Annotated in this window: 22 protein-coding genes; 10 read left to right on the top strand and 12 right to left on the bottom strand. The window is 73.9% G+C overall.

Translation table 11 applies throughout. The features are described from left to right. Positions 1-7: 7 nt before the first annotated feature. The 5 genes from narI to EJK16_RS08620 all read right to left on the bottom strand — a co-directional run bounded on the left by narI (position 8) and on the right by EJK16_RS08620 (position 8,532). The gene (gene narI, locus EJK16_RS08640; protein ID WP_127128365.1) at positions 8-790 is read right to left on the bottom strand and encodes a respiratory nitrate reductase subunit gamma; all 783 of its coding nucleotides are present in this window, start codon (positions 788-790) and stop codon (positions 8-10) included. After that, positions 787-1,485 carry a nitrate reductase molybdenum cofactor assembly chaperone gene (gene narJ / locus EJK16_RS08635; RefSeq protein ID WP_127128363.1) on the bottom strand — a complete coding sequence of 233 codons (699 nt, stop codon included), beginning with the start codon at positions 1,483-1,485 and terminating at the stop codon, positions 787-789. Before narJ ends, narI begins: the two co-directional genes overlap by 4 nt. Continuing rightward, a complete protein-coding gene (narH, locus tag EJK16_RS08630) occupies positions 1,482-3,347 on the bottom strand; it encodes a nitrate reductase subunit beta (RefSeq protein WP_240645893.1) in 1,866 nt (621 codons plus the stop codon). The genes narJ and narH overlap by 4 nt, the downstream gene beginning before the upstream one ends. A 54-nt stretch (positions 3,348-3,401) precedes the next feature. Beyond that, a complete protein-coding gene (locus tag EJK16_RS08625; protein ID WP_127128361.1) occupies positions 3,402-7,181 on the bottom strand; it encodes a nitrate reductase subunit alpha in 3,780 nt (1,259 codons plus the stop codon). Between the two features lie 94 nt (positions 7,182-7,275). Next, positions 7,276-8,532: a nitrate/nitrite transporter gene (locus EJK16_RS08620; RefSeq protein WP_240645887.1), complete on the bottom strand. Its 1,257-nt coding sequence runs from the start codon at positions 8,530-8,532 to the stop codon at positions 7,276-7,278. A 582-nt stretch (positions 8,533-9,114) separates the two neighbouring features. Here EJK16_RS08620 and EJK16_RS20155 point away from each other — a divergent pair. Further along, a complete protein-coding gene (locus EJK16_RS20155; protein WP_370275994.1) occupies positions 9,115-9,750 on the top strand; it encodes a molybdenum cofactor biosynthesis protein B in 636 nt (211 codons plus the stop codon). Here the strand turns inward: EJK16_RS20155 and EJK16_RS08610 are convergent. From EJK16_RS08610 to moeB, 4 genes are read right to left on the bottom strand one after another with little or no spacing between them, the layout of a single operon-like run. Beyond that, complete coding sequence (locus EJK16_RS08610) at positions 9,747-10,460, bottom strand: molybdenum cofactor guanylyltransferase (protein WP_127128357.1); 714 nt, start codon at positions 10,458-10,460, stop codon at positions 9,747-9,749. The genes EJK16_RS20155 and EJK16_RS08610 overlap by 4 nt on opposite strands. A gap of 36 nt (positions 10,461-10,496) precedes the next feature. Further along, positions 10,497-11,000 (bottom strand): cyclic pyranopterin monophosphate synthase MoaC, encoded by a 504-nt coding sequence (moaC, locus tag EJK16_RS08605; protein WP_127128355.1) that lies wholly within the window; start codon positions 10,998-11,000, stop codon positions 10,497-10,499. After that, positions 10,997-12,358, bottom strand: coding sequence for a gephyrin-like molybdotransferase Glp (gene glp, locus EJK16_RS08600; RefSeq protein WP_127128353.1), 1,362 nt, complete (start codon positions 12,356-12,358; stop codon positions 10,997-10,999). Before glp ends, moaC begins: the two co-directional genes overlap by 4 nt. A gap of 44 nt (positions 12,359-12,402) precedes the next feature. Beyond that, the gene (moeB, locus tag EJK16_RS08595) at positions 12,403-13,653 is read right to left on the bottom strand and encodes a molybdopterin-synthase adenylyltransferase MoeB (protein ID WP_127128351.1); all 1,251 of its coding nucleotides are present in this window, start codon (positions 13,651-13,653) and stop codon (positions 12,403-12,405) included. Between the two features lie 312 nt (positions 13,654-13,965). Here moeB and EJK16_RS08590 point away from each other — a divergent pair, with 312 nt between their 5' ends. The 6 genes from EJK16_RS08590 to EJK16_RS08565 all read left to right on the top strand — a co-directional run bounded on the left by EJK16_RS08590 (position 13,966) and on the right by EJK16_RS08565 (position 20,578). Further along, the gene (locus EJK16_RS08590; protein WP_127128349.1) at positions 13,966-14,286 is read left to right on the top strand and encodes a hypothetical protein; all 321 of its coding nucleotides are present in this window, start codon (positions 13,966-13,968) and stop codon (positions 14,284-14,286) included. Between the two features lie 434 nt (positions 14,287-14,720). Further along, the gene (aspA, locus tag EJK16_RS08585) at positions 14,721-16,211 is read left to right on the top strand and encodes an aspartate ammonia-lyase (RefSeq protein ID WP_240645886.1); all 1,491 of its coding nucleotides are present in this window, start codon (positions 14,721-14,723) and stop codon (positions 16,209-16,211) included. After that, positions 16,208-17,524 (top strand): anaerobic C4-dicarboxylate transporter, encoded by a 1,317-nt coding sequence (locus EJK16_RS08580; RefSeq protein ID WP_127128347.1) that lies wholly within the window; start codon positions 16,208-16,210, stop codon positions 17,522-17,524. Before aspA ends, EJK16_RS08580 begins: the two co-directional genes overlap by 4 nt. A gap of 122 nt (positions 17,525-17,646) precedes the next feature. Beyond that, entirely contained in the window at positions 17,647-18,165 is a 519-nt protein-coding gene (locus EJK16_RS08575; protein ID WP_127128345.1) for a DinB family protein, read from the top strand. 122 nt (positions 18,166-18,287) lie between these two features. Further along, positions 18,288-18,791, top strand: a complete 504-nt coding sequence (locus EJK16_RS08570) for a MarR family winged helix-turn-helix transcriptional regulator (protein WP_164737247.1) — start codon at positions 18,288-18,290, stop codon at positions 18,789-18,791. Beyond that, positions 18,788-20,578 (top strand): MDR family MFS transporter, encoded by a 1,791-nt coding sequence (locus EJK16_RS08565; RefSeq protein ID WP_240645885.1) that lies wholly within the window; start codon positions 18,788-18,790, stop codon positions 20,576-20,578. The genes EJK16_RS08570 and EJK16_RS08565 overlap by 4 nt, the downstream gene beginning before the upstream one ends. 147 nt (positions 20,579-20,725) lie before the next feature. Here EJK16_RS08565 and EJK16_RS08560 read toward each other — a convergent pair whose 3' ends face one another. Next, entirely contained in the window at positions 20,726-21,787 is a 1,062-nt protein-coding gene (locus EJK16_RS08560) for an alpha/beta hydrolase (protein ID WP_127128341.1), read from the bottom strand. A gap of 465 nt (positions 21,788-22,252) precedes the next feature. Here EJK16_RS08560 and EJK16_RS08555 point away from each other — a divergent pair, with 465 nt between their 5' ends. Further along, positions 22,253-22,777, top strand: a complete 525-nt coding sequence (locus EJK16_RS08555) for a glutathione binding-like protein (RefSeq protein ID WP_127128339.1) — start codon at positions 22,253-22,255, stop codon at positions 22,775-22,777. Here the strand turns inward: EJK16_RS08555 and upp are convergent. Continuing rightward, a complete protein-coding gene (gene upp / locus EJK16_RS08550) occupies positions 22,762-23,397 on the bottom strand; it encodes a uracil phosphoribosyltransferase (protein WP_127128337.1) in 636 nt (211 codons plus the stop codon). The two genes, EJK16_RS08555 and upp, sit on opposite strands and share 16 nt — an antisense overlap. 227 nt (positions 23,398-23,624) lie before the next feature. Between upp and tadA the strand changes: the two genes are divergently transcribed. Further along, positions 23,625-24,056 (top strand): tRNA adenosine(34) deaminase TadA, encoded by a 432-nt coding sequence (gene tadA, locus EJK16_RS08545; RefSeq protein ID WP_127128385.1) that lies wholly within the window; start codon positions 23,625-23,627, stop codon positions 24,054-24,056. 73 nt (positions 24,057-24,129) lie between these two features. Next, positions 24,130-24,396, top strand: a complete 267-nt coding sequence (locus EJK16_RS08540; protein WP_205739674.1) for an acylphosphatase — start codon at positions 24,130-24,132, stop codon at positions 24,394-24,396. A 153-nt stretch (positions 24,397-24,549) separates the two neighbouring features. Here the strand turns inward: EJK16_RS08540 and EJK16_RS08535 are convergent, their stop codons facing one another. After that, a complete protein-coding gene (locus tag EJK16_RS08535; RefSeq protein WP_240645884.1) occupies positions 24,550-25,392 on the bottom strand; it encodes an NAD-dependent protein deacetylase in 843 nt (280 codons plus the stop codon). Positions 25,393-25,490 lie beyond the last annotated feature (98 nt).

The raw sequence follows: 25,490 nt of genomic DNA, 5'->3' as shown, positions 1-25,490 counted from the left end.
CGGCCGGTCAGGTGCTGGTGCTGGACGGGCGGTCCCGGCGGGTCTTCGGCGCCACCGACGGCTCCCAGCCGCGGCGCGGCTCCCGCGCCCCCGTGCCGTGGCCGGCGTCGCGTGAGCGGTAGACGATGTACGGCCGGGTCGAGTACTGCACCGGCGCGGAGAACGCGTGCACCAGGCGGGTGAACGGCCACACGGCGAACAGGAGGAACGCCGCGGCGATGTGCAGCTTGAAGGCCAGCGGGACGCCGGCCATGAGCTCCGGCTTCGGGCTGAGGTAGAACAGCGAGCGCAGCCACGGCGAGATGGTCTCGCGGTAGTCGTACCCGTGCTCCCCGCCGAGCAGCTGCGTCTGGACGGTCGCCCAGCTCCCCAGCAGGATCGGCACCGCGAGGAGGACGTACATGAGCTTGTCCACCCGGGTGGTGGCCAGGAACACGGGCCCCGTCACCCGCCGGCGGTAGATGAGCAGCGCGAGGCCCACGATGGTCGCCAGGGCCGCGACCGAGCCCATGTACGTGGCGATGGCGTGGTAGAAGGTGGGGCCGATCCCGACGGCCTCGGTCCAGCTCTTGGGGACGAGCAGGCCCATGAAGTGCCCGAGCGCGACGAAGATGATCCCGAAGTGGAACAGCGGGGAGCCCAGCCGCAGCACGTTCTTCTCGTACAGCTCGGAGGAGCGGGTGGTCCACCCGAACTTGTCGTACCGGTACCGCCAGAACGTCCCGACGACGAAGACCGCCATGGCGACGTACGGGAACACGACCCACAGCAGGGTGCTTGCGGCGCTCACTGCCTCACCTCCGAGCTTGCCGCCCCGGCGGGGGCGAAGGGTTCCAACGGTCCGAGCGCGCTCAGCCCGACCATCTCCGTCGGCGGACCGGCGGTGATCAGCTGGAGCAGCCGGTCCTCGACGTCGGGCGTGGGCCGGGGCAGCACCAGGGACACCGCCTCGACGACGCCGGCGTACGGGCTGCGCATCGCCAGCAGCGCGGAGCGCAGCACCTCGATCCCCTCGCGGTGGGCGGCCAGCAGCGCCGTGCCCAGCTCGGCGTCGCCGGTGGCGGTGAACTCCAGCACGATCGGGAGGAAGTCGGGCAGCTCGTCGCGCCCCACCTCCCAGCCCGCGGCCCGGTAGGCCTCGACGAAGCGGACCAGCGCCGTGCCGCGGCGGCGGGTGTCTCCCGTGGAGAAGTACGAGAGGTACATCGAGCACTTGCGCTTCAGGTCGAACGTGTCGACATAGGTCCGGGCCAGGTCCTGTGGGTCGTGCGCGCGGGCGTGGTCGGTGAACGCCACCAGCCGGTCGCGGACGGGCTCGGGCAGGTTCGCGACGCCGTCGCGCACGGTGGCGAGGCGGGCGAGCTGCTCAGGCGTGGGGTAGTCCAGCAGCACGGAGGCGGCCATGCAGGTCAGCGCGCGCTCGCGGGCGGTGACCGGCACGGGCCGCAGGGTGCCCGGCGAGGCGACGCGCACGAAGCCGCTCATCGCGCGCCGCCGTCCGCGACGTCCGGGCCGGGGCCCTCGCCGGGCCCCGGGCGGCCCTCGCCCGTGTAGAGGATCCCCTCGCCGCTGCCCAGGTCCGCGGCGTTGCTCGTCCCGCCGGCCGACGGGCCCGGGTCCCCGCCCGGGTGGGGGTCGTTCCGGTAGGTGCCCGGCGCGGCGTCGGGGCCGGTCGCCTCGAGCGCGGCGGGGTCCGGCGCGGTGCCGGACCCGGGCGGGAAGAGCCCCTCCGTGCTGCCGCGCCCGTCCCAGTTGAGCAGGTTGACGCGGCTGGGCCCCGACGGCGTGTGCGGCGAGTCGGCGGTCTGGCGCTCCTTGAGCGCGTGGAAGGTCTCCACGCTGGCCGGCGCCGGCTGGCCCGAGGAGGAGCCGAAGGGCCCCGCGCCGCCCATGCCGGGGCCGCCCTCGAAGTCCAGGGAGCAGGCCATCTCCTCGAGCCCGCGCGCGGTCTCGGCGTGCGCTGCGGGGATGACGTACCGGTCCTCGTACTTCGCGATGGCCAGGAGCCGGTACATCTCCTGCACGGCGGCACCGGTCATGCCCACGGCCGCGGCGATCTCCTCGCGGGGCTCCTCGCCGAGGTTGAGGTCGCGCATGTACGAGCGCATGGCGGCCAGGCGGCGCAGCGTCTTCTCCACCGGGGCGGTGTCCCCGGCGCTGAACAGCCCGGCCAGGTACTCGAGCGGGATCCGCATGGTCGAGATCGCGGTGTACAGGGTCTTGTGGTCCTCGCCGTCGTTGCCCGAGGCGGTGACGACGTCGACGACGGGGCTCAGCGGCGGGATGTACCAGACCATCGGCAGGGTGCGGTACTCGGGGTGCAGCGGCAGGGCCACCTCGTACTCGGTGATGAGCCGCCAGATGGGGCTGGCCTGGGCGGCGTCGATCCAGTCCGCCGGGATCCCCTCGCGCTCGGCCGCCTCGATGACGTCGGGGTCGAAGGGGTCGAGGAACACCGAGCGCTGCGAGGCGAGGAGGTCCTTCTCGTCCTCCACTGCGGCGGCCTCGCCCACGCGGTCCGCGTCGTAGAGGACGAGCCCGAGGTAGCGCAGGCGCCCCACGCACGTCTCGGAGCACACGGTCGGGAGGCCGACCTCGATGCGCGGGTAGCACATCGTGCACTTCTCGGCCTTGCCGGTCTTGTGGTTGAAGTAGACCTTCTTGTACGGGCACCCGGTCACGCACATGCGCCAGCCGCGGCACTGCTCCTGGTCCACCAGGACGATGCCGTCCTCGGCGCGCTTGTACATCGCCCCGGAGGGGCAGGAGGCCACGCAGGAGGGGTTGAGGCAGTGCTCGCAGATGCGCGGCAGGTAGAACATGAAGGTGTTCTCGAAGTCCATCTTGACGTGCTCGCTCATCTGCTGGAGCACGGGGTCCTTCACGGCGATCTCCTGGGACCCGCCGAGGTCGTCGTCCCAGTTCGCCGACCACTCGATCGTCGTCGGCTCGCCCGTCAGCAGCGACTTCGGCCGGGCCACCGGGGTGTGGCGCGTGTTGGCCGGCGCCGAGAGCAGCATGTCGTACTCGTAGGTCCACGGCTCGTAGTAGTCGTGGATGGTGGGCATCTTGGGGTTGGAGAAGATGGTCGCCAGCTTCTTCGCGCGCCCGCCCGCGCGGAGCTTGAGGCGGCCCCGCTTCGTGCGCACCCAGCCGCCGGCCCACCGGTCCTGGTCCTCGTAGGTGCGCGGGTAACCCAGCCCGGGCCGGGTCTCGACGTTGTTGAACCAGACGTACTCCATACCCGTCCGGTTCGTCCACGCCTGCTTGCACGTGACCGAGCACGTGTGGCACCCGATGCACTTGTCGAGGTTCATCACCATCGACATCTGCGCCATGACCTTCATATGGTCACGCACCCCCTTCGCTCGTGCCTGGCTGCGGAGCTCGCCGTTCCGTCATCAGTACTGCACCTCCTGGCTGCGGCGGCGGATGACCGTGACCTCGTCGCGCTGGTTACCGGTCGGGCCGATGTAGTTGAACCCGTAGGACAGCTGGGCGTACCCGCCGATGAGGTGGCTGGGCTTGAGCAGCACCCGCGTCAGCGAGTTGTGGATGCCGCCGCGCAGGCCCGACGTCTCCGTCCGGGGCACGTCGATGACCCGGTCGGTGGCGTGGTGCATGTACACCGTGCCCTCCGGCATGCGGTGCGAGACAACCGCGCGGGCCACGACCACGCCGTTGCGGTTGTAGGACTCGATCCACTCGTTGTCCTTGACGCCGATCTTCGCCGCGTCCTGCGGGGACATCCACACGTTCGGCCCGCCGCGGGACAGGGAGAGCATGAAGAGGTTGTCCTGGTACTCCGAGTGGATCGACCACTTCGAGTGCGGCGTCAGGTAGCGCACGGCCACCTCCGCGTACCCGGCCGAGCCGGCGGCGCCGGTGGCCGATGTGTCACCGGGCACGGCGTCGCCGAAGAGGCGGTGCATGTCCAGCGGGGGCCGGAACACCGGCAGGGTCTCCCCGATCTCGCTCATCCAGTCGTGGTCGAGGTAGAAGTGCTGGCGCCCGGTGAGGGTGTGCCAGGGCTTGAGCCGCTCGACGTTGATGACGAAGGCGGAGTAGCGGCGGCCGCCGTGCTCGGAGCCCGACCACTCCGGGGACGTGACGACGGCGGCCGGGCGGGCCTGGGTGTCGGCGAAGGTGATGCGCGTGCCGGCGGCGTCGCGCGAGAGGTCCGCCAGCGCCGTGCCTGTGCGCTTCTCCATGTTCTCGAAGCCCTGCGTGGCCAGGCGCCCGTTCGTGGTGCCGGAGAAGGCGAGGATCATCTCGCAGGCCTTGACGTCCTTGTCCAGCAGCGGCCGGCCCGCGGCGACGCCGGAGCCCGCGCGGCCGTTCTTCTCGCCCAGGGCGTGGATCTCCTCGGTGGGGTCGAAGGCCACCCCCTTGGTCGCCATGCCGACCGTGCCCGGCAGCGGCCCCAGCGCGTTGAACTTCGCGAGCAGGTTCGGGTAGTCGCGCTCGACGACGGTGAGACGGGGCATCGTCACGCCCGGCGTGGGCGGGAGGGCGTCCATGGCGGCGACCGCGCCGTGCGGGGTGGCCAGCTCGTCCGGGCTGTCGTGCAGGAGGGGCGTCGCGACGACGTCGCGGCGCACCCCCAGGTGCACGGCGCCCAGTTCGCCGACCTTGCGGGCCAGGGCCTGGAAGATGGCGTAGTCCGAGCGCGTCTGCCAGGGCGGGTTGATGGCCGGGGTGAAGGCGTGCACGAACGGGTGCATGTCCGTGCTGGACAGGTCGAACTTCTCGTACCAGGTGGCTGCCGGCAGGACGATGTCGGAGAACAGCGTCGTGGAGGTCATCCGGAAGTCGATCGACGTGAGCAGGTCGACCTTGCCCTCCGGGGCCTGGTCCCGCCAGACCATGTCCCGGGGCCGCCGCTCCGGCGGGGACTCGGCCGCCCGCACGGAGGCCTCCGTGCCCAGGAGGTGCTTGAGGAAGTACTCGTTGCCCTTGGAGGAGGAGCCCAGGAGGTTCGAGCGCCACACGGTGAGCACCCTGGGGAAGTTCTCCGGGGCGTCCGGGTCCTCGACGGCGTAGCGCAGCCGCCCGGCCCCGAGCTCGTCGACGATGTGGTCGGGCACCTCCTTGCCCGCCGCGGTCGCCTCGTCGGTCAGGTCCAGCGGGTTGCGGTTGAACGTGGGGAAGCTGGGCATCCAGCCGCGCTTGGTGGACTCCACGAGCGTGTCGGCCGTGGTGCGCCCCGCGAACGTGCCCGTGGCCAGGGGCGAGGCGAGGGCGTCGGCGGGCAGCCCGTCGTAGCGCCACTGGTCGGTGGCGAGGTACCAGAAGGCGGTCGCGATCATCTGCCGGGCTGGGCGGTGCCAGTCCAGGCCGAACGCGTACTGCTGGAAGCCGGTGATGGGGCGGACCTTCTCCTGGCCCACGTAGTGCGCCCACCCGCCGCCGTTGACGCCCTGGCAGCCGGTCATCGTCACGAGGGCCAGGAACGTGCGGTAGATGGTGTCGGAGTGGAACCAGTGGTTCGCCCCGGCGCCCATGACGATCATCGACCGGCCCTTCGAGCGCACCGCGTTGTCGGCGAACTCCCGGCCGATGCGGATCGCGGCCGCGGCGGGCACGCCGGTCAGCTCCTCCTGCCAGGCCGGGGTGCCCGGCGTCGTCGGGTCCTCGTAGCCGGCGGGCCACGCGCCCGGCAGGCCGGGGCGGGCGACGCCGTACTGGGCGAGGAGGAGGTCGTAGACCGTCGTGACGAGCCGGCCCGCGACGCGGCGCACCGGCACGCCGCGGCGCACGACGCCGGAGCCGCCGGTGTGCGCGCCGAGGTCGGACCCGTCGGGCGGGGTGACGTCGAAGCGCGGCAGGTCGATCTCGACCGCCTCGGTGGCGCCGTCCGTGACGTCGAGCAGGCTCAGCGCGGGCGTGACGTCGCCGAGGTCGAGGTTCCACTTCCCGGCGCCCTCGGGCCCGAACCGGTCCCCGAGGGTGCCGTTCGGGACCACCGGGGCGCCGTCGGTGCCCAGGAGGACCGTCTTGAAGGCGGCGTTCGCGGTCTCGGCCATGGCGCGGTGGCCGGGTTCCTCGACGAAGTCCGCGGCGGTGAGGAACTTCCCGGGCACGTGCGCGTCGCCGCGCTCCTCCAGGCTCACGAGGAACGGGGAGTCGGTGTAGCGCGCCATGTACTCCAGGAAGCGGGGGGTGCGCTCGCGGACGTGGAACTCGCTGAGGATGACGTGGCCCATGGCCATGGCGAGCGCGCCGTCCGTGCCGGGGTGCACGGCGAGCCACTCGTCCGCGAACTTCGTGTTGTCGGCGTAGTCCGGGGAGATGGCCACGACCTTCTGCCCGTGGTAGCGCGCCTCCGTCATGAAGTGCGCGTCCGGGGTGCGGGTGACCGGGATGTTCGAGCCCCACATGATCAGGTACCCGGCGTTGAACCAGTCGGCCGACTCCGGCACGTCCGTCTGGTCGCCGAAGACCTGCGGCGACGCCACCGGCAGGTCCGCGTACCAGTCGTAGAAGGAGAGCATCTGCCCGCCCATGAGCGAGTAGAACCGCGAGCCGGCGCCGTAGGAGACCATCGACATCGCGGGGATCACCGAGAAGCCCGCCAGCCGGTCGGGCCCGTACGCCTTGGTGGTGTAGACGTGCGCGGCGGCTATGATCTCCTCGACCTCGTCCCACGTGGCGCGCACCAGGCCGCCCTTGCCGCGGGCCGACTTGTACCGGCGGGAGAGCTCCGGGTCCTCGACGATCGACTCCCACGCGAGCACGGGGTCGCCCAGGCGGGCCCTGGCCTCGCGGAACAGGTTCAGCAGGGTCGCGCGCACGTAGGGATAGCGCACCCGGGTGGGGGAGTAGGTGTACCAGGAGAACGCGGCGCCGCGCGGGCAGCCGCGGGGCTCGTACTCGGGGGAGTTCGGCCCCACCGTGGGGTAGTCGGTCTGCTGCGACTCCCAGGTGATGATCCCGTCCTTGACGTAGACCTTCCACGAGCACGAGCCGGTGCAGTTCACGCCGTGCGTCGAGCGCACGACCTTGTCGTGGCTCCACCGGTCCCGGTAGAACGCGTCCCCCTCCCGCCCGCCCGTGAGGAAGAGCTGGCGCAGGTCCTCTGACGCCTCGCCGCGGCGCAGGAACGTGCCGAGCCGGAGCAGCGCCTCCTCCGGGGCGGCCTCGTGGGCCCGGTGTCCGCGTTCGGGCTTCGTCGACGTCATCGGTGTGTGTCCTTCCGGTGCGGGGGGCGGTGCGGGCGGGCAGCGGCGGGACGGCTCGGTGCCGGCCTCGCGGCGGTGGTCGTGGCGGGGCCCATCAGGCGGCCCGGGCCGCGCGGCGCACGGGCCACCACGTGAACGCCGCGGTCCCGAGCGCGGCGATCGCCAGGAGGACCAGACCCAGGCTGTAGTCGCCGGTCCGCCCGTAGACCAGGCCCATCACCAGCGGGGGGAAGAAGCCACCGAGGCCGCCGGCGGCGCCGACGATCCCGGTGACCGACCCGACCTTGTCGGCCGGCGCCACCTTGGAGACGAGCGCGAAGCAGGCGCCCGACGCGGCGCCGAGCGTGGCGGCCAGCACGAGGAACGCCACCGTGCCCGCGGGGAGCAGCTGCAGCTCGGCCGCGGCCAGGGCGGCCGCGGCGCCGGCGACGACGAAGCAGACCGTGAGCACCGGGATGGGGTGCCACCGGTCCGAGAGCCACCCGCCCACCGGGCGGGCCACCACCGCCAGGACCACGAACCCGGCGGTGCGCAGCGCCGCGTCACCGCGGGTGAGGTCGTACGCGTTGATCAGGTAGGTGGGCAGGTAGACGCTGAACGCGACGAACCCGCCGAAGCCCATGGCGTAGATCAGCGAGAGCTGTCCCGTCGCGGGGATCTTCAGGGTGGCCAGGGTGCGGGCCGCCAACGAGCCGGCCGGCGCCTGGCGGCCCGCGGCGTCGCGGAGCGCCGCCCGCGCTAGGGCGGCATAGGCGGCGAGCAGCACCGCGACCAGGACGAAGGGCGCCGGGCGGCCGAAGGCATCGACGATGTGCACCGTGGTGAACGCGGACACCGCGGTGCCGGCGGTCCCCATGCCGAAGATCCCGAGCGCGGTCCCGCGGCGCTGGGGGGCGAACCAGGCGTTGACGAAGGGGACGCCGACGGCGAAGGCCGTCCCGCCCAGCCCGAGGAAGAACCCGCCGAGGAGCAGCATGGGGAAGCTGTTCGCCACGAGGCCGACGAACAGGGTCGGGACGATGGTCGCGACGGACACCGCGGGGAACATCACGCGGGCCCCGAACCTGTCGGTGAGCGCGCCGATCGGGATGCGGCCCAGGGAACCGACGATGACCGGGACCGCCACGGCCACGGAGACCTGGAACGCCGTGAGGCCGAGCGCCTCGCCGTAGAGGTTGCCGAGCGGGCCGATCAGCGACCACGCCCAGAAGTTCAGGAGGAAGCCCAGCGTCGCGAGGGCGAGCATGCGGGTCTGCGGGCCCTGCGGCGCCTGGGTGCCGGTGGCCTCCGGCGCCGGCCGGCCGGAGGTGCCGGCTCCGCCGTCGCCGCCGGGCGACGGGACGGCGCTCATCGGGTCACCGGCCCGGCCGGGCGGACGCGCGCCGTCGAGGGCCGCGGTACGGGCGCCCGGCTCGGCGCGGTCGGACGCATGAGGCCCGTGAGGGCAGTTCCAGCGGGCATCAACCTGGTCCCCTGCTCGCGATTGGCGTTCGGCCGCGGCGGCGGCCTCGTGAGCGATTATGCACGGGGGTGATCGTTGTTTCTAGCCACGCGTGGTTTTTCGTCGTTTCGAATTACGTCACACGAATGTTTTGTTGAACGTTTTTCTATATCTCGGCCTTCCGTTGCGGCAGTGTCCCGCGCCACCAAGCTGCTCGCGGACCTGCGCAATCGAGGGGCCGGGTCCGCCGTCTTCCGCGTGCTCCGGCCTTCCGGTTGCGCCCCGGCGGCCCGTGCGAGACGCTGAGTCGGTAGTCGTCCGGAATTGCCGGCCCCCGCTTCTGGACGAATGGTGCTGCCATTGCGCGCCGCGGGTTCCCGGGCGGGCGGAATGCCGCGCCGGAAGTGTTCCGCAGGCATTTTCACGGAATTCATCCGGCGGTCACGACGGGACGTCCGGGCCGGTGCCGCCCCTGGCCGCTACCGTGGGGCGGTGACCCGCGAAGCCGTCCCCCCGCCGCCCATCGGGGGCCCGGGCCGCACTGCGCCCGTCGATGCCGTCCCGCACGTCGGCGACTCAGCGCCCGGCGATCCCGTCGACCCCGCCCCGCGCCCCGCCGCCGGCGGCGCGTCGGCGGACGCGGCCGGCGTCCGGGGCGCCGTCATCACCGTCTCCGACCGCTGCTCCCGGGGCGAGGCCGAGGACCGCTCCGGCCCGCTGGCCGCCGCCCTCCTCGCCGAGGTCGGGGTGGCCGCGGCCGTCGTCGTCGTCCCGGACGGCGCGGAGAGCGTGCGCGCGGCCGTCCGCGGCGCCCTCGACGACGGCGCCCGCCTGGTGCTGACCACCGGCGGCACCGGCGTCGGGCCGCGCGACGCCACGCCCGAGGGCACCCGGCCGCTGCTTGCGCGCGAGCTCCCCGGCGTGGCCGAGGCCATCCGCGCCCGCGGCGCCGCGGCGGTGCCCTTTGCGGTGCTCTCCCGCGGCCTTGCCGGGATCGCGGCGGGTGCCGCGGGGGAGGCGCTCGTGGTCAACGTCCCCGGGTCCCCCGGTGCCGTGCGCGACGCCGTCGCCGTCCTGGCCCCGCTCGTGCCCCACGTCCTCGACCAGCTCGGCGGCGGCGCGCACTAGGGCCCGGACCCTCCCGGCCGCTCCGGCGCGTCCAGGGCGGCGAGGTCCGCCCAGGTGTCGACGTCCGCCGACTCCAGGCCCGTGGCGGGGACGGCGGCGAGCGTCAGCGGGGTGGTCAACGCCCGCACGGAGGCGCCGCGGACGTCGGCACCGAGCTCGTCCAGCCGCCGGCGCAGCGACGCGGTGCGGTAGGCGCCGACGAGCCACTGCAGGTGCCCGGAGCCGTCGGCGAGGCAGGCGCCGTCCCCGCCGGACGTGCTCGCGGCGGCCAGCAGCCGCGGCACCGCACCGGCGGCGCGGGGGACGTCGCACGAGAGGACCAGGAGCAGCGGCGCCACGGCCCGCCGCGGCCCGCCAAGCGGCGCGGCGGTGGCGCCGCCGTCGCCGGCCGCACCCGCCGGGCCGCGGTCGCCATCCAGGCGTGCCATCGCGGCCAGGGCCGCCAGCCCCGCGGCGATGCCCGCGACCGGGCCGCCGTGCGGCGGGTCCTCCAGCGTGCGCGCGACGCCGGCGGGGACCTCCACCGACGGCGGGGCGACGACGACGACGCGGCCGGCGCCCGTCGTCGCGGCCAGGGCGTGGTCGAGCAGGCGGCGGCCGGCGAGGAGCACGTCGGGCTTGGAGACCCCGCCGAGGCGGCGGGCGGTCCCGCCGGCCAGCACGATGGCGTCGAAGGCGGGCACGGTGGTGGGTGTCCGGGCCGTCGTCATGGGCTGCTCCCGTCTGGGCGGTGCCGGGCTCGCGGGTCAGCCGACGGGGCGGTGCCAGTCGCCGGAGCGCCCGCCCGACTTGGCGACGACCTTCACGGCGGTGATCTCGGCGGAGCGGTCCACGCCCTTGACCATGTCCACCACCGCAAGCGCCGCCACGGACACGGCCGTGAGGGCCTCCATCTCCACGCCCGTGCGGTCCGCGGTGCGCACCGTGGCGGTGATGAGGACCCGGTCCTCGGCGAGCTCGAGGTCCACGCTCGCGCCGTGCACGCCGATCACGTGCGCCAGCGGCAGCAGGTCGGGGGTCTTCTTCGCCGCGGCGATGCCGGCGATGCGGGCGACGGCGAGCACGTCGCCCTTGGGGACGGTGCCCTCGCGCAGGGCGGTCATGACGGTGCGGCTGCAGCGCACCTCCCCGGTGGCCACCGCCTCCCGCACGGAGGGCTGCTTGGCGGTCACGTCGACCATCCGGGCGTGCCCGGCTTCGTCGAGGTGGGTCAGGCGCAGGCCGGCCGGGGCCGCGGTGGTGTCGTTCATGGCACCATCATGACGCGCACGACGTCCCCCTCCGTCACCGCGTCGACGTCGGCGTCGACCACCGCGAGGGCGTCCGCCCGGCCCAGCGAGGCGACGAGGTGGGAGCCCGAGCCGCCGGCCGTCGCGGGCCGCACCCGCACGACGTCCCCCTCCGTCCCGCCGTCGTCGAGGACCACCGGCATGTACTGGCGCCGGCCCGGCGGCGTGCGCCAGCCGGTGGCCGCCACGGCCTCGTGGGTGCGGCGGGGCGCGGCGTCGGCGAGCAGGGCGCGCAGGCGCTGCAGGGCGGGGTGGACGAAGACCTCGAAGCTGACGAAGACGCTGACCGGGTTACCGGGCAGGCAGAAGATGGGCACGCCGGCGTCGGCCGGCCCGTGGGACGGGCCCGGCGCGGCGCCAAGCTCCCGCCCGGCAGAGGCGCCGGGCGCGGCGCCCGGGTCCGGCGCGGCGGCCGGGTCCGGCATGGTGCGGGCGAGCACGCCGAACCCCTGAGGCTTGCCCGGCTGCATCGCCACCTGCTCGAAGGTCACGTCGCCGAGCGGTGCGAGGACCTCCTTGACGACGTCGTACGCCCCGGCGCTGACGCCGCCGGTGGTGACGACGGCATCGACCCGGCCCAGGTTCTGGGCGAGCCGGCGGCGCAGCGTCTCCGGCTCGTCGTCGACGGCCCCCAGCGGCACTGGCACGGCCCCGGACTCGCGGACCAGGCCGGCGACCAGCGTGGAGTTGGAGTCGGGGATCTGCCCGTACGCGGGCTCCTCACCGGGGGCCACGAGCTCCGCACCGGTCGAGAGCACCCCGACCCGGACCGGCGGGTGCACGAGCAGCGCGCCGTGGCCGGTCGACGCCGCGGCCGAGAGGTCCCGGGCCCGCAGGTGCGTGCCGGCCCGCAGTACCCGGTCTCCCGGACGCAGGTCGTCGCCCCGGCGGCGCACGTGCGCGCCTTCCCGGGCCGCCCGGCGGATCTCGACCGTCTCGGGCAGCGCGCTGCCCTCGCCCGGGCCGGCCACCTGGTCGGTGTGCTCCACGGGGACGACGGCGTCCGCGCCGGGCGGGACGGGGGCGCCCGTCATGATGCGCACCGCGGTCCCGGGCAGCACCTGGGGGCGGTCCCCGGAGCCGGCGGGCAGGTCGGCGACCACGCGGAGCCGCACCGGCGACTCGTCGGCGCCGGCGACGTCCGCGGCGCGCACCGCGTAGCCGTCCATCGCCGAGTTGTCGAAGGGCGGGACGGCCAGGACGGCGGTGACGTCCTGGGCCAGGACGCAGCCCTGGGCCTCGGCCAGGGGCAGGCGGCGCGGCGGCAGCGGCGCGACCGCCGCCAGGATCCGAGCCAGGTGGTCCTCGACGGTGATCATGGCACTCCTTTGGCGCGGCCCGGGGGCCGCTCTCACGGGCTCGGTCAGTAGGTCGGCAGGGACGGGTCGACGTCGGCGACCCACGCCAGCACGCCGCCCTCGATGTTGACGGCGCGGGCGCCGGCGTCGGTCAGGGCGCGCGCTGCCTCGGCGGAGCGCTGCCCGCTGCGGCAGTGCACGAGGAGGTCGCGCCCCACCCCGCCGGGGCGCCCGAGGGCCAGGCGGTGCACGGCGGCCTCGGGATCGGCCAGGACCTCTCCGAGCGGGATGCCCACCGCACCGGGGATGGCGACGATGCCCCGCTCGGTGGGCTCGCGAACGTCCAGCAGCACGAAGTCGTCGGCGCCGCGCTCGCGGGCGGCCAGCCGCTCCGCGAGCGTGCGCGCCGTGATCGCCGGCAGCGGTCCGGACCGCTCCCGGGGTGCGGGCGCCGGCAGGGCGCACAGTGGCGCGCCGAGGGAGCCGGCGGGGCTGCCGGCCGGGTCATAGCCGAGCTCGGCCACGCTGGCGGGCGGGCGCCGCGCGGGGCGCGGCCGCACGGGCAGCTCCGCCCAGCGTGCGGCCAGGGCGTCTAGGACCAGGACACGACCGAGCAGCGCCTCGCCAGTCCCCGTGACGACCTTGACCGCCTCGGTCGCCATGACCGAGCCGACCTGCCCGCACATCGCCCCGAGGACCCCGGCCTGCCCGCACGAGGGTGTGGTCCCGGCCGGGGGCGGCGAGGGGAACAGGTCACGCAGGGTGACGCCCGCGACCCCGCCCGGCGGACGGGACCAGAACAGGGAGACCTGGGCGTCGAACCGCAGGATGGAGCCCCACACCAGCGGGACGCCGAGCTCGGCGCAGACGTCGCTCACCAGGTAGCGGGTGGGGAAGTTGTCGGTGCCGTCCAGGACGATGTCGTAGCCGGCGATGACCTCGCGGGCGTTGCTCGCGTCCAGGCGGAGGTGATGACGCGTCACGGCGACGTCGGGGTTGAGCGCGGCGACCTTCTCGGCGGCGGAGTCGACCTTCGGCCGGCCCACGTCGCCCGTCGTGTGGATGACCTGGCGCTGGAGGTTCGACGCGTCGACGACGTCGTCGTCGACGATGCCGAGGTGGCCCACGCCCGCGGCGGCGAGGTAGAGCAGCGCGGGCGCGCCGAGCCCACCGGCGCCGACGACCAGGACGCGGGCGGCGATCAGCCGCCGCTGACCCAGCTCGCCGAGCTGGCCGAGGAGCAGGTGGCGCGAGTAGCGCTCGACCTGCGCCTTTGTCAGCGGCGGGCCGGGCTCGACCAGGGGCGCTAGCGGCATGACCTCACTGTAGGCGCCCCGACGGGGCCGGGACCGCGGCCCTAGGTCACGGCCCGGGACCGGTCACGCTCGCCAGGCACGCCACTGCGGGAGGGCGATCTCACACCGCTCAAGCTTCGTCTCACCGCTCGCGCGCGATTACCGTCATGTGTAGCGGTTCCTCCGATCAGGGACACCTGCGGCCCACCGGCCCCGGTCCCGCCCGGCACCGCATCCCCGGTGTGACGACGCACCGCCCCACCTGACCATCCGGGTGCCGCGCGGACACTCCTCGGCCGCCGGCAGCGCCCCCGGGCCACTGCAAGGAGCACCATGACCGCCACCGCCACCGCCACCGCCACCGCCACCTCGACCGTCACCGCCGCCGCCGCGCGCACTGACGTTGCCGTCCCGGGAGTCGTCGACCTGATCCGGGCCGACGGTCTGGGGTTCGCCGCGCCCACCGCGACGCCGGCCCCTCACGTACCGGACCTCACCATCGCCGACGGCCTCGGCGCCAACGCGGCGACCGCCGTGGCGGCGGCACCGCTCGCCGAGCTCATCAAGGCCGACGGCCTCGGCGGGGCCACCGCTTACGCCGTCGCCCCGGCGCCCGTGCTGGCGGATGCCCTCCGGGCGGACGGGCTCAACTGAGCGCCTGACGCACGGCCCGGGCCGGCGCACGGCGGATGCTGTGCGCCGGCCCGGCTTGTCCGGGCTCGCGAGCGGCGGAGTGGTCGTTGGCGACGGCCGGAATGAGGGCGCGGCGGGTCGAGCGTGGCCACACCGGGCGCCCCGAGCCACCCACTACGGCGAACTGGGCCGCACGTCCCACGTGCGGTGATTTTCCAGGCCCTACGTTTCTGAATATCGACGGGGCGTCAAGATCCCGTCATCGGAGCCGTGGACCTCCCAGGAGTCGCCGATGTGCCGCCACCACCTGCGCGGACCCAGCCGGCTGTCCCGTGCCGCGACAACGACGTCGAACCGGCCAGGGGGCGGGTGAGTGCCCGCGAACTCGTCGCTCCGCACTCGCGCCCGCCGGGGCCGCAACGGCCCCGCTCCCACCGCTTTCCAGGAGAATTATCGTGAGAACCACTCCGGCCACCACGGCCGCCGCCGCGAGCGACGCGGCCGGCGGCGCCACCCGCACCGAGGAGGACCTTCTCGGCGCCCGCGAGGTCCCCGCCCAGGCGTACTACGGGATCCACACCCTGCGAGCCATGGAGAACTTCCGGCTCAGCCGCGCCACGATCAGCGACACCCCGGAGCTCGTCCGGGCGATGGTCATGGTCAAGAAGGCCTCGGCGCTGGCCAACAAGGAGCTGCGCACCATGCCCGCCGACATGGCCGACGCGATCGTCGCCGCCTGCGACGAGGTCCTCGTCGCGGGGCGCTGCCTCGACCAGTTCCCGGTCGACGTCTTCCAGGGCGGCGCCGGCACCTCGGTGAACATGAACACGAACGAGGTGATCGCCAACCTCGCGCTGGAGCACCTCGGCCTGCCCAAGGGCCGTTACGACGTCGTCAACCCCAACGACCACGTCAACAAGTGCCAGTCCACCAACGACGCCTACCCGACCGGCTTCCGCATCGCGGTCTTCGCCGTCGTCGAGGGCCTGAAGGCCGAGCTCGGCCGCCTCGCCGCGGCCTTCGACGCCAAGGCGACCCAGTTCGAGGACGTCCTCACCATGGGCCGCACCCAGCTCCAGGACGCCGTGCCGATGGCCCTCGGGCAGGAGTTCGCCGCCTTCGCGGTCAACGTCCGCGAGGAGATCGGCCACCTCGCCAAGCAGGGTGCGCTCCTGCTGGAGGTCAACCTCGGGGCGACGGCGATCGGCACCGGCCTGAACACCCCGGACGGGTACTCCGCGGTGGCCGTGGCCAAGCTGGCCGAGGTCACCGGGCTCCCCGTGGTCGGCGCGGAGCACCTCATCGAGGCCACGTCCGACGCCGGCGCGTACGTCTCCCTGCACGCCGCGCTCAAGCGCGTCGCGGTCAAGCTCGGCAAGATCTGCAACGACCTGCGCCTGCTCTCCTCGGGCCCGCGCGCCGGGCTGGGCGAGATCAACCTGCCCGAGCTGCAGGCCGGGTCCTCGATCATGCCCGCCAAGGTCAACCCCGTCCTGCCCGAGGTCGTCAACCAGGTCTGCTTCAAGGTCATCGGCAACGACGTCACGGTGACCATGGCCGCAGAGGCCGGGCAGCTCCAGCTCAACGTCATGGAGCCGGTCATCGCCCAGGCGATCTTCGAGTCCGTCAGCCTGCTGCGCAACGCCGCCGAGAGCCTGCGCGTGCGGTGCGTCGACGGCATCACCGCCAACCCCGAGACCTGCAAGGGCTACGTGCTGAACTCCATCGGCATCATCACCTTCCTCAACGAGATCATCGGCCACCAGGGCGGCGACCTCGTCGGCAAGGAGTGCGCGCGCAGCGGCCGCACCGTCCGCGAGGTCGTCCTCGAGATGGGCCTCGTCGACGAGGCCACGCTCGACGTCGTCCTGTCGACCGAGAACCTCCTGCGCCCGCAGTACAACGGCCGCCGCTACGGCGCGACCGAGGCGGGGGTGACCCGATGATCGTCGTCGAGCTCGCCGTCGTCCTCGCCGCGATCTTCCTCGGCGCGCGCCTGGGCGGCATCGCCATCGGCTTCGCCGGCGGCCTCGGCGTCCTGGTCCTGGCCCTGCTCGGGGTGACCCCGGGCGCCATGCCGCTCGACGTCATCTCCATCATCATGAGCGTCATCACCGCCATCGCGGCGATGCAGGTGGCCGGCGGCATGGAGTACCTGGTCGACCTCGCCGATCGCGTGCTGCGCAAGAACCCCCGGTTCCTGACGTTCCTGGCGCCGATGATCACCTACTTGATGACCCTCATGGCCGGCACCGGGCACACCGCCTTCTCCACCATGCCGGTGATCACCGAGGTGGCGAAGGAGAACGACATCCGGCCCTCCCGGCCGCTGTCCATCGCGGTCGTCGCCTCGCAGATGGCCATCACCGCCTCGCCCATCTCGGCCGCGGTCGTCTTCTTCTCCTCCCTCCTCGAGGAAAAGGCGGGCGTGGACTACCTCCAGCTGCTCGCCGTCGCCATCCCCTCGACCTTCCTGGCCTGCATGGGCACCGCCGCCATCATGATGCTCGTGGACAAGGTCCGCGGCACGGGCGCCCTGCACACCCACCCCGAGTACCTCCGGCGCTGGGCCGACGGCAAGGTCAGCACCACCGGGCGCCTCGAGCGGCAGATCCCGCCGCGCGCCAAGCTCTCGGTGGTCATCTTCCTCATCGGCCTGGTCGCGGTCATGGGCTACGCCACCGCGATCAGCGAGCAGGTGGGCCTCATCGCGGAGCCGGTGATGGCGCGCGACCAGGCGATCATCACGTTCATGCTCGCGATCGCCGCGGTCATCGTCCTGGCGTGCAAGGTGCCGACGGCGGAGATCCTCTCGGCGCCGACCTTCAAGTCGGGCATGAGCGCGGCCATCTGCGTCCTCGGCGTGGCCTGGCTCGGCGCGACCTTCGTCGCCGCGCACGAGGAGGAGATCATGACCGCGGCCGAGGGCGTGCTGACCAGCCAGCCCTGGCTGCTCGCCGTCGTGCTGTTCTTCGCGGCGATGCTGCTGTACTCGCAGGCGGCGACGACGAAGGCGCTCATGCCCACCGCGCTCGCCCTCGGCGTCGCCCCGGTGGCGGCGGTGGCCGCCTTCCCCGCGGTCTCCGCCCTGTTCGTGCTGCCGACCTACCCCACGCTGCTCGCGGCGGTGCAGATGGACGACACGGGGACCACCCGGATCGGGAAGTACGTCTTCAACCACTCCTTCCTGGTCCCCGGGATGGTCAACATCGTCCTGGCGGTGGGGTTCGGCTTCCTCTTCGGGTCCGTCGTGATCTGACGTTCGCCCGCCCGGCGGCGGTGGTGGAGGGAGCCCGCCTCGCCCCCTCCACCGCCGCCGCGGTGTCCCGCCGTACAGTGCGTCCCGGGCGGACGGGCCGCGCACGGACGAAGGGCAGCGCCATGGAGATCGAGCCGGACACCAAGGACTGGACCTGGGTGCTGCGGCGCCGCTGCGACGAGTGCGGCGTCGAGGCGGGCGCCGAGGACCCGAGCACCGTGCCCGCCCTGGTGCGGGACGCCGTCGGGCGCTGGGAGGCGGTGCTGCGCCGGCCCGATGTGGCCGTGCGGCCCGACCCCGCCACCTGGTCGCCGCTGGAGTACGCCGCGCACGTGCGCGACGTCTTCCGGATCTTCGACCAGCGCCTGCGGCTCATGCTCGACGAGGACGAGCCGACGTTCCCCAACTGGGACCAGGACGCCGCGGCCGTGGCGCAGGCGTACGGCGAGCAGGACCCGGCCGTGGTGGGGGAGGAGCTCGCGGCGGCTGGCGCCGCGGTGGCCGGTGCCTTCGCCGCCGTGCCCCGGGACCGCTGGCAGCGGCGCGGCCTGCGCGGCAACGGCGCGGAGTTCACCGTCCTGACGCTGGCGCAGTACTTCGTCCACGACGTCCTCCACCACCTCCACGACGTGCGCGGCTGACCTCGCGCCCGGGCGCGCGGGCCGGGACCAAGGTCCCTCGACCGGCGTCGCCCCGGCGCCTATGAGCAAGCGCACACGCGTTCAGATAGATGCATGGTGCATGTAGGCGTACTGTGCGTTGGGTGCCCGAACTACCCGAAACCCGCCGCGACGCCTCGGCGCGCGTCCTCGACCAGATGTCCAGCCTGAGCCGGCGCTCGCGGACCTTCGCGACGATGGTCGCGCACCGCGCCGACCTCCAGCCGGCGCAGGTCCAGGTGCTCTTCAGCCTCTACCGGGCGACCGAGTGCCGCGTGGCGGCCCTGGCGGACCAGCAGCTGGTGGACCCGTCGGTGGCCAGCCGGCAGATCACCGCCCTCGTGAAGGACGGCCTGCTCGCGCGCCGGCCGGACCCCGCGGACGGCCGCGCCGCCCTGGTCTCCCTCACGGACGCCGGCCTGGCCAAGGTGAAGCAGGTGCGGGCCCTGCACGTCCAGGCCGTCGCGGAGTCCCTGCGGGACTGGCCCGTCGAGCGGATGGACCGCCTGGCGGCCGACCTCGAGGAGCTGGTCGGGGCGGCGGAGCAGGCATACGAAAGATTCACCGGCGCCGAGCCGGCTATGGAACTCGTGAAGGAGCTCGTTTGAGCAAGAAGGACCCGGCGACCAAGAAGGTCTATGCCGGGATGAGTGCCGCGCAGGCGGCGGCCGCGCACCACGAGCACCGGAGCATCCTCAAGGTGCTCACCGGCCTGCTCATGGCGATGTTCGTCGGAAACCTCTCCGGCACGATCGTCGGCAACGCGCTGCCGGTGATCGTCGGCGAGGTCGGCGGCACGCAGCAGCAGTACACCTGGATCATCACCTCGATGATCCTGGCCTCCACGGCGGTCACGCCGATCGCCGGCAAGCTCGCGGACCTCTTCGACAAGAAGAAGCTCCTGATCGCCTCGATGGTGGTCTTCATCGCCGGCTCGGTCCTCGCCGGGCTGTCGACCTCGGCGGGGATGCTCATCGCCGTCCGCGTGCTCCAGGGGCTCGGGATGGGGGCCAACATGGTCCTCACCCAGATCATCATCGCGACGATCATCCCGCCGCGTCAGCGCGGCCGGTACAACGGCTACATGGGTGCCGTCATCGCGGTGGCCACCGTCTCCGGCCCCCTCGCCGGCGGCCTGATCGTCGACACGCCGTGGCTGGGCTGGCGCTGGTGCTTCTGGGCGACCGTGCCGTTCATGCTCGCCGCCATCGCCGTGGTGGTCAAGAACCTCCATATCCCGGGCGCGGGGCGGCCCGGCGCCAAGGTCGACTACCTGGGCGCCATCCTCATCTCGGTGTCCGCGGCCGTGCTGCTCGTCTGGGTCTCCTTCGCGAACCACGAGTTCGCGTGGCTCTCCTGGCAGACCGCCGCGATGCTCGCCGTGGTGGTCGTGACCGCCGTCGCGTTCGTGCTCGTCGAACGGCGGGTGAGCGAGCCGGTGGTCCCGCTGAACATCCTCACCGAGCGCACCACGGCGCTGGCGATCGTCGCCAGCCTCGCGGTGGGCACGGTGATGTTCGGCGCGAACGTCTTCCTCGGCCAGTACTTCCAGATCGGCCGCGGCTACTCGCCGACGGTGGCGGGCTGGCTCGGCCTGCCCCTCATGGTCGGCCTCCTGGTCTCCTCCACCGTCGCCGGCCGCTGGGTGACCGCGAGCGGGAAGTGGAAGCCGTACGTCGTCGGCGGCGTCGGGCTGCTGGCGCTCGGCATGGGGATGATGGCCACGGTCGGCGGCGACACCAACCTCGGCCTGATCAGCCTGTACCTGCTGGTGGCCGGCGTGGGCCTCGGCGCCTCGATGCAGAACCTCGTGCTCGCGGTGCAGAACACCGTGTCCGTGGACGACGTCGGGGCGGCGACCTCGTCGGTGACGTTCTTCCGCACGCTGGGCGGCGCGATCGGCATCCAGGTGCTCGGGGCCGTCTACGCCCAGCGGGTCACCGGACTGACGAACGAGGGGCTCGGCGACCTGGGGGCCGGCTCCGCCGGCGTGGACGCGTCGACGTCGTCCCTGGACCTGTCGCAGGTGCCCCCGGCGGTCGCCGAGGTCGTGCGCGGCGCGTACGGGGACGGGATCGGCCTCGTCTTCGGCGTCGCGGCACTGATCGCGGTCCTCGGCTTCGTCGCCGCGTTCTTCATGCGGGGCACCGAGCTGCGCAACACGTGGGCCGTGCCGGCTGAGAGCCGCGACGCCGTCGCGGAGATCACCGGGTCGCTCGCCGCCGTGGACGCGAGCGGGGTCCCGGGTGCGACGGCGATCGTGCCGGACGCCGTGCCCAGGGCCTCGGCGCCCTCCCCGGACGCCGTGGGGACGCCGGCGCGTGACGCGAGCTCCCCGGAGGCCGACGGCGCGGCCACCCGGCCCGTCGGTGCCCGGCAGCGCGGCAGGGTCTGACGTTCCCGCCTGACGCGCCGAGGCCCCGTTCGTCCGCTCACGCGGTCGGGCGGGGCCTCGCTGGTTTCGGGGGTGCGGCTCGGCCGGCCTCGCCGGTTCCCGGGCGCGGCCGCTCTCGTTTCCGCGCGCGGCGTCCGCCGCGGCCGTTCAGCCCGCCCGGACCTCCTCGTCGAGCCGCGACCCGGCCCACTCGATGGCGCCGCGCGTGTAGTACTCCCGCGCGGTGCTCGGCGCGAGCGCGAGGTCGTGGGTGCCGCCGGGCACCTGCATGATCGTCACGTCCGGGCCGATCATGGGCGCCCGCGCGAGCATCTGCTGAACGTCGAGCACCACGTCGGTGGTGGAGAGCTGGGCCGGCCCGGGGTGCTTGCGGTCTCCCGACCGCGTCGAGCAGCACAGCAGCACCGGGACATCGACGTCCAGGCCCCGGCCGATCTCCGCCTGTGCGCGCCGGACCGCCCGGATGAACCCCGCCCGCACCGGGAAGCCGGCGTGGGGCTTGAGGCCGAGGTCGAAGTCCCACTCCCCGCCGGTGGACGCGTGCAGGTGCCGCCCGTACGCCTCCCCGAGGGCCCCGACCTGCACGCTCGGCAGCCACGCGCCCAGCCGGTCGAGGGCCGCGGTCAGCGGTACCCGTTGGAGCCAGCCGGCGTTGAGGTCCAGCCACGGGGAGTTCAGGACGACGGCGTCGACCGTGCGGGGGTGGCCGGCCGCCCACAGGACCGCCTGCAGGCCGCCGGTGGAGTGCCCGAGCAGCACCACCTGGCGCGCGCCCGCGGCGCGCACGAGGTCCAGCGCGGCCGAGATCTCCTCGTCGTGCACGCGCAGGTCCCGGACGTCGTCGGGGCGGGGGTGGCCGTTCGTGGAACGCCCCGCGCGGCGCATGTCGAGGGCGTAGAAGTCGTACCCGGCGTCGATCCACGCCTGCGCGTGGTCTGCCTGGAAGAAGTAGTCGGTGAACCCCGGCAGGTACAGCACGGCCCGGGCGCGGCCGCCGGCGTCGTCGTGGTGCACCAGCGTGGCGACGTCCGGCGCCGACGGCTCCTCGCCGCCGTCGGTGAGGCGGCCGAGCCGGAGCGTGCGGGCCACCCAGGGCGGGCCCAGGAGGTCCTGGACCACGTCGGGGGAGTCGGGGGCCTGGCCGGGATCGGGCGGGGCCGTGGGAGTGGTCGGGGCGGAGCGGTCCACGTCGGCGTCGGACAGACTCATGGACCGATCATGTCAGGGCGCGTGCGTGCTGCCAACGACCTGGGCCCTGGCCTGTGGCTGGTCCAGATGGTGGTCATCCCCGTCCGCGCGCGCCGCGGCGGCGCCGCCCCGGCTAGCGTCGGTGCCAGCACGAGCACCAGTACCAGCACCAGCACCCGCCTCGGCGGGGACCCACCCAGGAGAGCGACCATGACGGAGCAGCCGGTCCGCAGCCGTACCGACTCGCTCTCGCGCGCCTACGCGCTCCCACAGGCGTACGCGCTCTCACGTGCCTATTCGCTCACGTGTGTCTACGCGCTCCCGCCGGCCCACTCGCTCCCGCGCCGCCGTGCGGGGCAGTCCTGCACGTGCATGCCCGGGGGCGCCGCGCCGGCCGGCCGCTGAGCGCGCGCCCGCCCCGCCTCCGTCCAGGAGGGCACACCAGGCACCCGCCGGGCGTCCCCGGCAGCATCGAGGAGCACCACCATGCCCGTTCCCGTCCGCGACCGCCGCGGCAAAGCCGCCGCCCGACCCGACGCCGGTCCCGCCGTCGCCCGACGCGCAGCCGGTCCGACCGCGACAGGACCGTCCGCCACGGCGTCGCTGCTGCGCGCGGGACTCGCCCGGCTCGCCCCGCTGACCAGCGTCGACCTCCTGCCCGGCCACCTCGAGTGCGCCGTCGTGGAGGCGATCGAGCGTCTCTCGCCCGTCGTCGGGCCGCCGGGGGAGAGCGTGGTCGCCCCCCGCGGGGAGCACCGGGACGTCCTGGAGCGCCTCGACCACCACCTGGAACGTCACCGGTACCTCGTCGGCGACCGGCTCACGATCGCCGACCTGCACCTGTGGTCCGTCCTGGTCCGCGTCAGCGAAGTGCCCGGCGGGGTGACGCTCGTCGAGGATTTGCGCCGCCTGAAGGCGTGGTCGCTGCGGTTGTGCCGCGCGCACCCCGACCTGACCGGTGCCGTCGTCGCCGACGTGCTGGCGGCCCGCCCCGGTCAGACGACGCCGTAGAGGCGGTCGCCCGCGTCGCCCAGCCCGGGGACGATGTACTTGTTCTCGTCGAGCCGCTCGTCCACGGCCGCGGTCACGATCGTCACCTCGCCGCGGTCCCCGATGGCCTCGTCCAGCGTCCGCAGCCCCTCGGGCGCGGCGAGCAGGCAGATCGCGGTGACGTCCCGCGCGCCCTTCTCGAGCAGGTAGTTGATGGCGGCGATGAGGGTGTGGCCGGTGGCGAGCATGGGGTCCAGGACGTAGCACTGGCGCCCCGACAGGTCTTCCGGCAGCCGGTTCGCGTACGTGATCGTCTCGAAGGTCCGCTCGTCGCGCTGCATCCCGAGGAAGCCCACCTCGGCCGTGGGCAGCAGCCGCGTCATCCCCTCGAGCATGCCGAGGCCCGCGCGCAGGATCGGCACCACGATGGGGCGCGGCGCGGCGAGGTGCGTGCCGACGGTGGCGGCGACCGGCGTCGTGATCTCCACCGGCTGCACGCGCACGTCCCGGGTGGCCTCGTAGGCCAGGAGGGTCACGAGCTCGTCGACCAGGAGCCGGAAGGTGGGGGACTCGGTGTCCCGGTCACGGAGGACGGTGAGCTTGTGGGCGATGAGCGGGTGGTCCGCGACGTGCAGGCGCATGGGGTGAATCTATCTTCTGCCGCGACCGGCTGGTGCGTGGCCGGTCGGCCGCCGCTGGCGATGCGCGAGCCCGCGAGGATGCCTGACCCCGCCGCTGGGCCATGATGGGGCGCGTGGACGTCGCCCCCATCCCGGCCCGGCCCGGTAACGCGACGGGTGACGCCGTGGCCGACGGCCGGGCCGCTGCCGACCAGGCCGCCCCCGACCGGTCCGCCGTCGACGCGGCGATGGCCCTGGCCCTGGACCTCGCGCGTGACGCGCTGGGCACCGACGACGTCCCCGTGGGCGCCGTCGTCCTGGGCCCGGCGGGGCAGGTGCTCGGGCGGGGCCGCAACCGGCGCGAGGCCGACGCCGATCCCACGGCCCACGCCGAGCTGCTGGCCCTGCGGGAGGCCGCGGCCGCGCTGGGCACGTGGCGCCTGGAGGGCTGCACCCTGGTCGTCACCCTCGAGCCGTGCACGATGTGCGCGGGTGCCGTGGTCCTCTCCCGGCTCGACCGCGTGGTGCTGGGCGCGTGGGACCCCAAGGCCGGCGCGACCGGGTCCGTGCGGGACGTGGTGCGCGACGCCCGGCTCAACCACCGGGTGGAGGTGGTCGGCGGGGTGCGCGAGGCCGAGTGCGCCGCGCTGCTCCGGGACTTCTTCGCGGGGCGCCGGTAGCCGGGTCGGGGCGACGGCGTCGCGGCTCCAGCTGCGGGCGCGCGGCGGGTCCCGCCCGGGCACACTGGGACACGTGATCCGCCGCCGACTCACCATCCACGGGCTCGTCCAGGGCGTGGGGTACCGGTTCTCGTGCCAGAACGAGGCCGAGCGTCTCGGCGTGCACGGCTGGGTCGGGAACCGCTACGACGGCACGGTCGAGGCGGTCCTCGAGGGCGACGAGGCCGCGGTGGACGCGCTCATCGCCTGGACGCGCCGCGGGCCCCGGCACGCCGACGTGACGCGGGTCGACGTGGTCGAGGAGCGGCCGGAGGGACTCGTCGGCTTCGACACGCGCTGACCAACCGCGCCCGGCGCTCGCCAGCCGCGCTGCCGGCCTCTCAGCGGTGAGGACTTGCCGGTCATAGACCAGCGAACCCTCACCGTTCGCAGCCCGACGGCGGAGCGGGCCGGGTGGGACCGCGCGCCGGCGGAGCGGCCGGCCCGCCCAGGGTCAACCGGCGAGGGCGGCCGCGAGGACGGTCAGCGTCTCGGACGTTCCGGCGTCGACCTTGAGCGTCGCCAGCTCATCTCCGCGCGTGGCACCGCGGTTCACGATCACCACCGGCTTGCCCGTCTTGGCCGCGTGGCGCACGAACCGCAGCCCGCTCATGACGGTCAGCGACGAACCCGCGACGAGCAGCGCGTCGCTGTCGTCGACGATCGCGTACGCAGCGGCCACCCGTGGCTTGGGAACGTTCTCGCCGAAGTAGACGATGTTGGGCTTGAGCATCCCGCCGCAGCGCTCGCAGTCGGCCACCCGGAAGGACTGGGTGCTCTCGATGACGGCGTCGGCATCGGGGGCGATCTCGACGTCGGCCACCGCCCCGACGCTCTCGAGGAACCCGGGGTTGAGCGCCGTGAGGCGACCGTGCAGCTCAGCGCGCGAGATGACCGCGCCGCAGCGCAGGCAGACGACCTCGTTGTAGTGGCCGTGCAGGTCGATCACGTTGCGGGAGCCGGCGGCCTGGTGCAGCCGGTCGACGTTCTGCGTGATGACGCCGAGGACGACGCCCCCGGCCTCCAGGGCTGCCAGGGCACGGTGGCCGGCGTTGGGGTCCCTGCGCCGCATGTGCCCCCAGCCGACGTGGTTGCGCGCCCAGTAGTGGCGGCGGAACCGTTCGTCGCCGACGAACTGCTGGTAGGTCATCGGGTTCCGCGGCGGCGAGTCCGGCCCGCGGTAGTCAGGGATCCCCGAGTCGGTGGAGATCCCCGCACCGGTCAGCACGCTCAGCCGCCTGCCGGCGAGCAACCGGTGGGCGTCGTCGACCGTGCTCTGCTGCGTCGCCTCGACCACGCCCACGAGCGTAACCGGCCCCCGGCGCGCCCGGCGCCCGGTGTGCCGCCCGCCGCGCCAGCCGTCGTCCGCCGTCGCCTGCCCGCCGCCTCTGCCAG

This window comes from Georgenia sp. SYP-B2076 (assembly GCF_003991205.1).
Lineage (GTDB): Bacteria > Actinomycetota > Actinomycetes > Actinomycetales > Actinomycetaceae > Georgenia.
This window is presented reverse-complemented; position numbering and strand designations above follow the sequence as displayed.

What these genes read in the sequence shown, in the direction of transcription:
- narJ (WP_127128363.1), bottom strand. Translation starts at nt 1,485, where the DNA reads ATGAGCGGCTTCGTGCGCGTCGCCTCGCCGGGCACCCTGCGGCCCGTG.
- narH (WP_240645893.1), bottom strand. Translation starts at nt 3,347, where the DNA reads ATGAAGGTCATGGCGCAGATGTCGATGGTGATGAACCTCGACAAGTGC.
- EJK16_RS08625 (WP_127128361.1), bottom strand. Translation starts at nt 7,181, where the DNA reads ATGACGTCGACGAAGCCCGAACGCGGACACCGGGCCCACGAGGCCGCC.
- EJK16_RS08620 (WP_240645887.1), bottom strand. Translation starts at nt 8,532, where the DNA reads ATGAGCGCCGTCCCGTCGCCCGGCGGCGACGGCGGAGCCGGCACCTCC.
- EJK16_RS08610 (WP_127128357.1), bottom strand. Translation starts at nt 10,460, where the DNA reads ATGACGACGGCCCGGACACCCACCACCGTGCCCGCCTTCGACGCCATC.
- moaC (WP_127128355.1), bottom strand. Translation starts at nt 11,000, where the DNA reads ATGAACGACACCACCGCGGCCCCGGCCGGCCTGCGCCTGACCCACCTC.
- glp (WP_127128353.1), bottom strand. Translation starts at nt 12,358, where the DNA reads ATGATCACCGTCGAGGACCACCTGGCTCGGATCCTGGCGGCGGTCGCG.
- moeB (WP_127128351.1), bottom strand. Translation starts at nt 13,653, where the DNA reads ATGCCGCTAGCGCCCCTGGTCGAGCCCGGCCCGCCGCTGACAAAGGCG.
- EJK16_RS08590 (WP_127128349.1), top strand. Translation starts at nt 13,966, where the DNA reads ATGACCGCCACCGCCACCGCCACCGCCACCGCCACCTCGACCGTCACC.
- EJK16_RS08580 (WP_127128347.1), top strand. Translation starts at nt 16,208, where the DNA reads ATGATCGTCGTCGAGCTCGCCGTCGTCCTCGCCGCGATCTTCCTCGGC.
- EJK16_RS08575 (WP_127128345.1), top strand. Translation starts at nt 17,647, where the DNA reads ATGGAGATCGAGCCGGACACCAAGGACTGGACCTGGGTGCTGCGGCGC.
- EJK16_RS08560 (WP_127128341.1), bottom strand. Translation starts at nt 21,787, where the DNA reads ATGAGTCTGTCCGACGCCGACGTGGACCGCTCCGCCCCGACCACTCCC.
- EJK16_RS08555 (WP_127128339.1), top strand. Translation starts at nt 22,253, where the DNA reads ATGCCCGTTCCCGTCCGCGACCGCCGCGGCAAAGCCGCCGCCCGACCC.
- upp (WP_127128337.1), bottom strand. Translation starts at nt 23,397, where the DNA reads ATGCGCCTGCACGTCGCGGACCACCCGCTCATCGCCCACAAGCTCACC.
- tadA (WP_127128385.1), top strand. Translation starts at nt 23,625, where the DNA reads ATGGCCCTGGCCCTGGACCTCGCGCGTGACGCGCTGGGCACCGACGAC.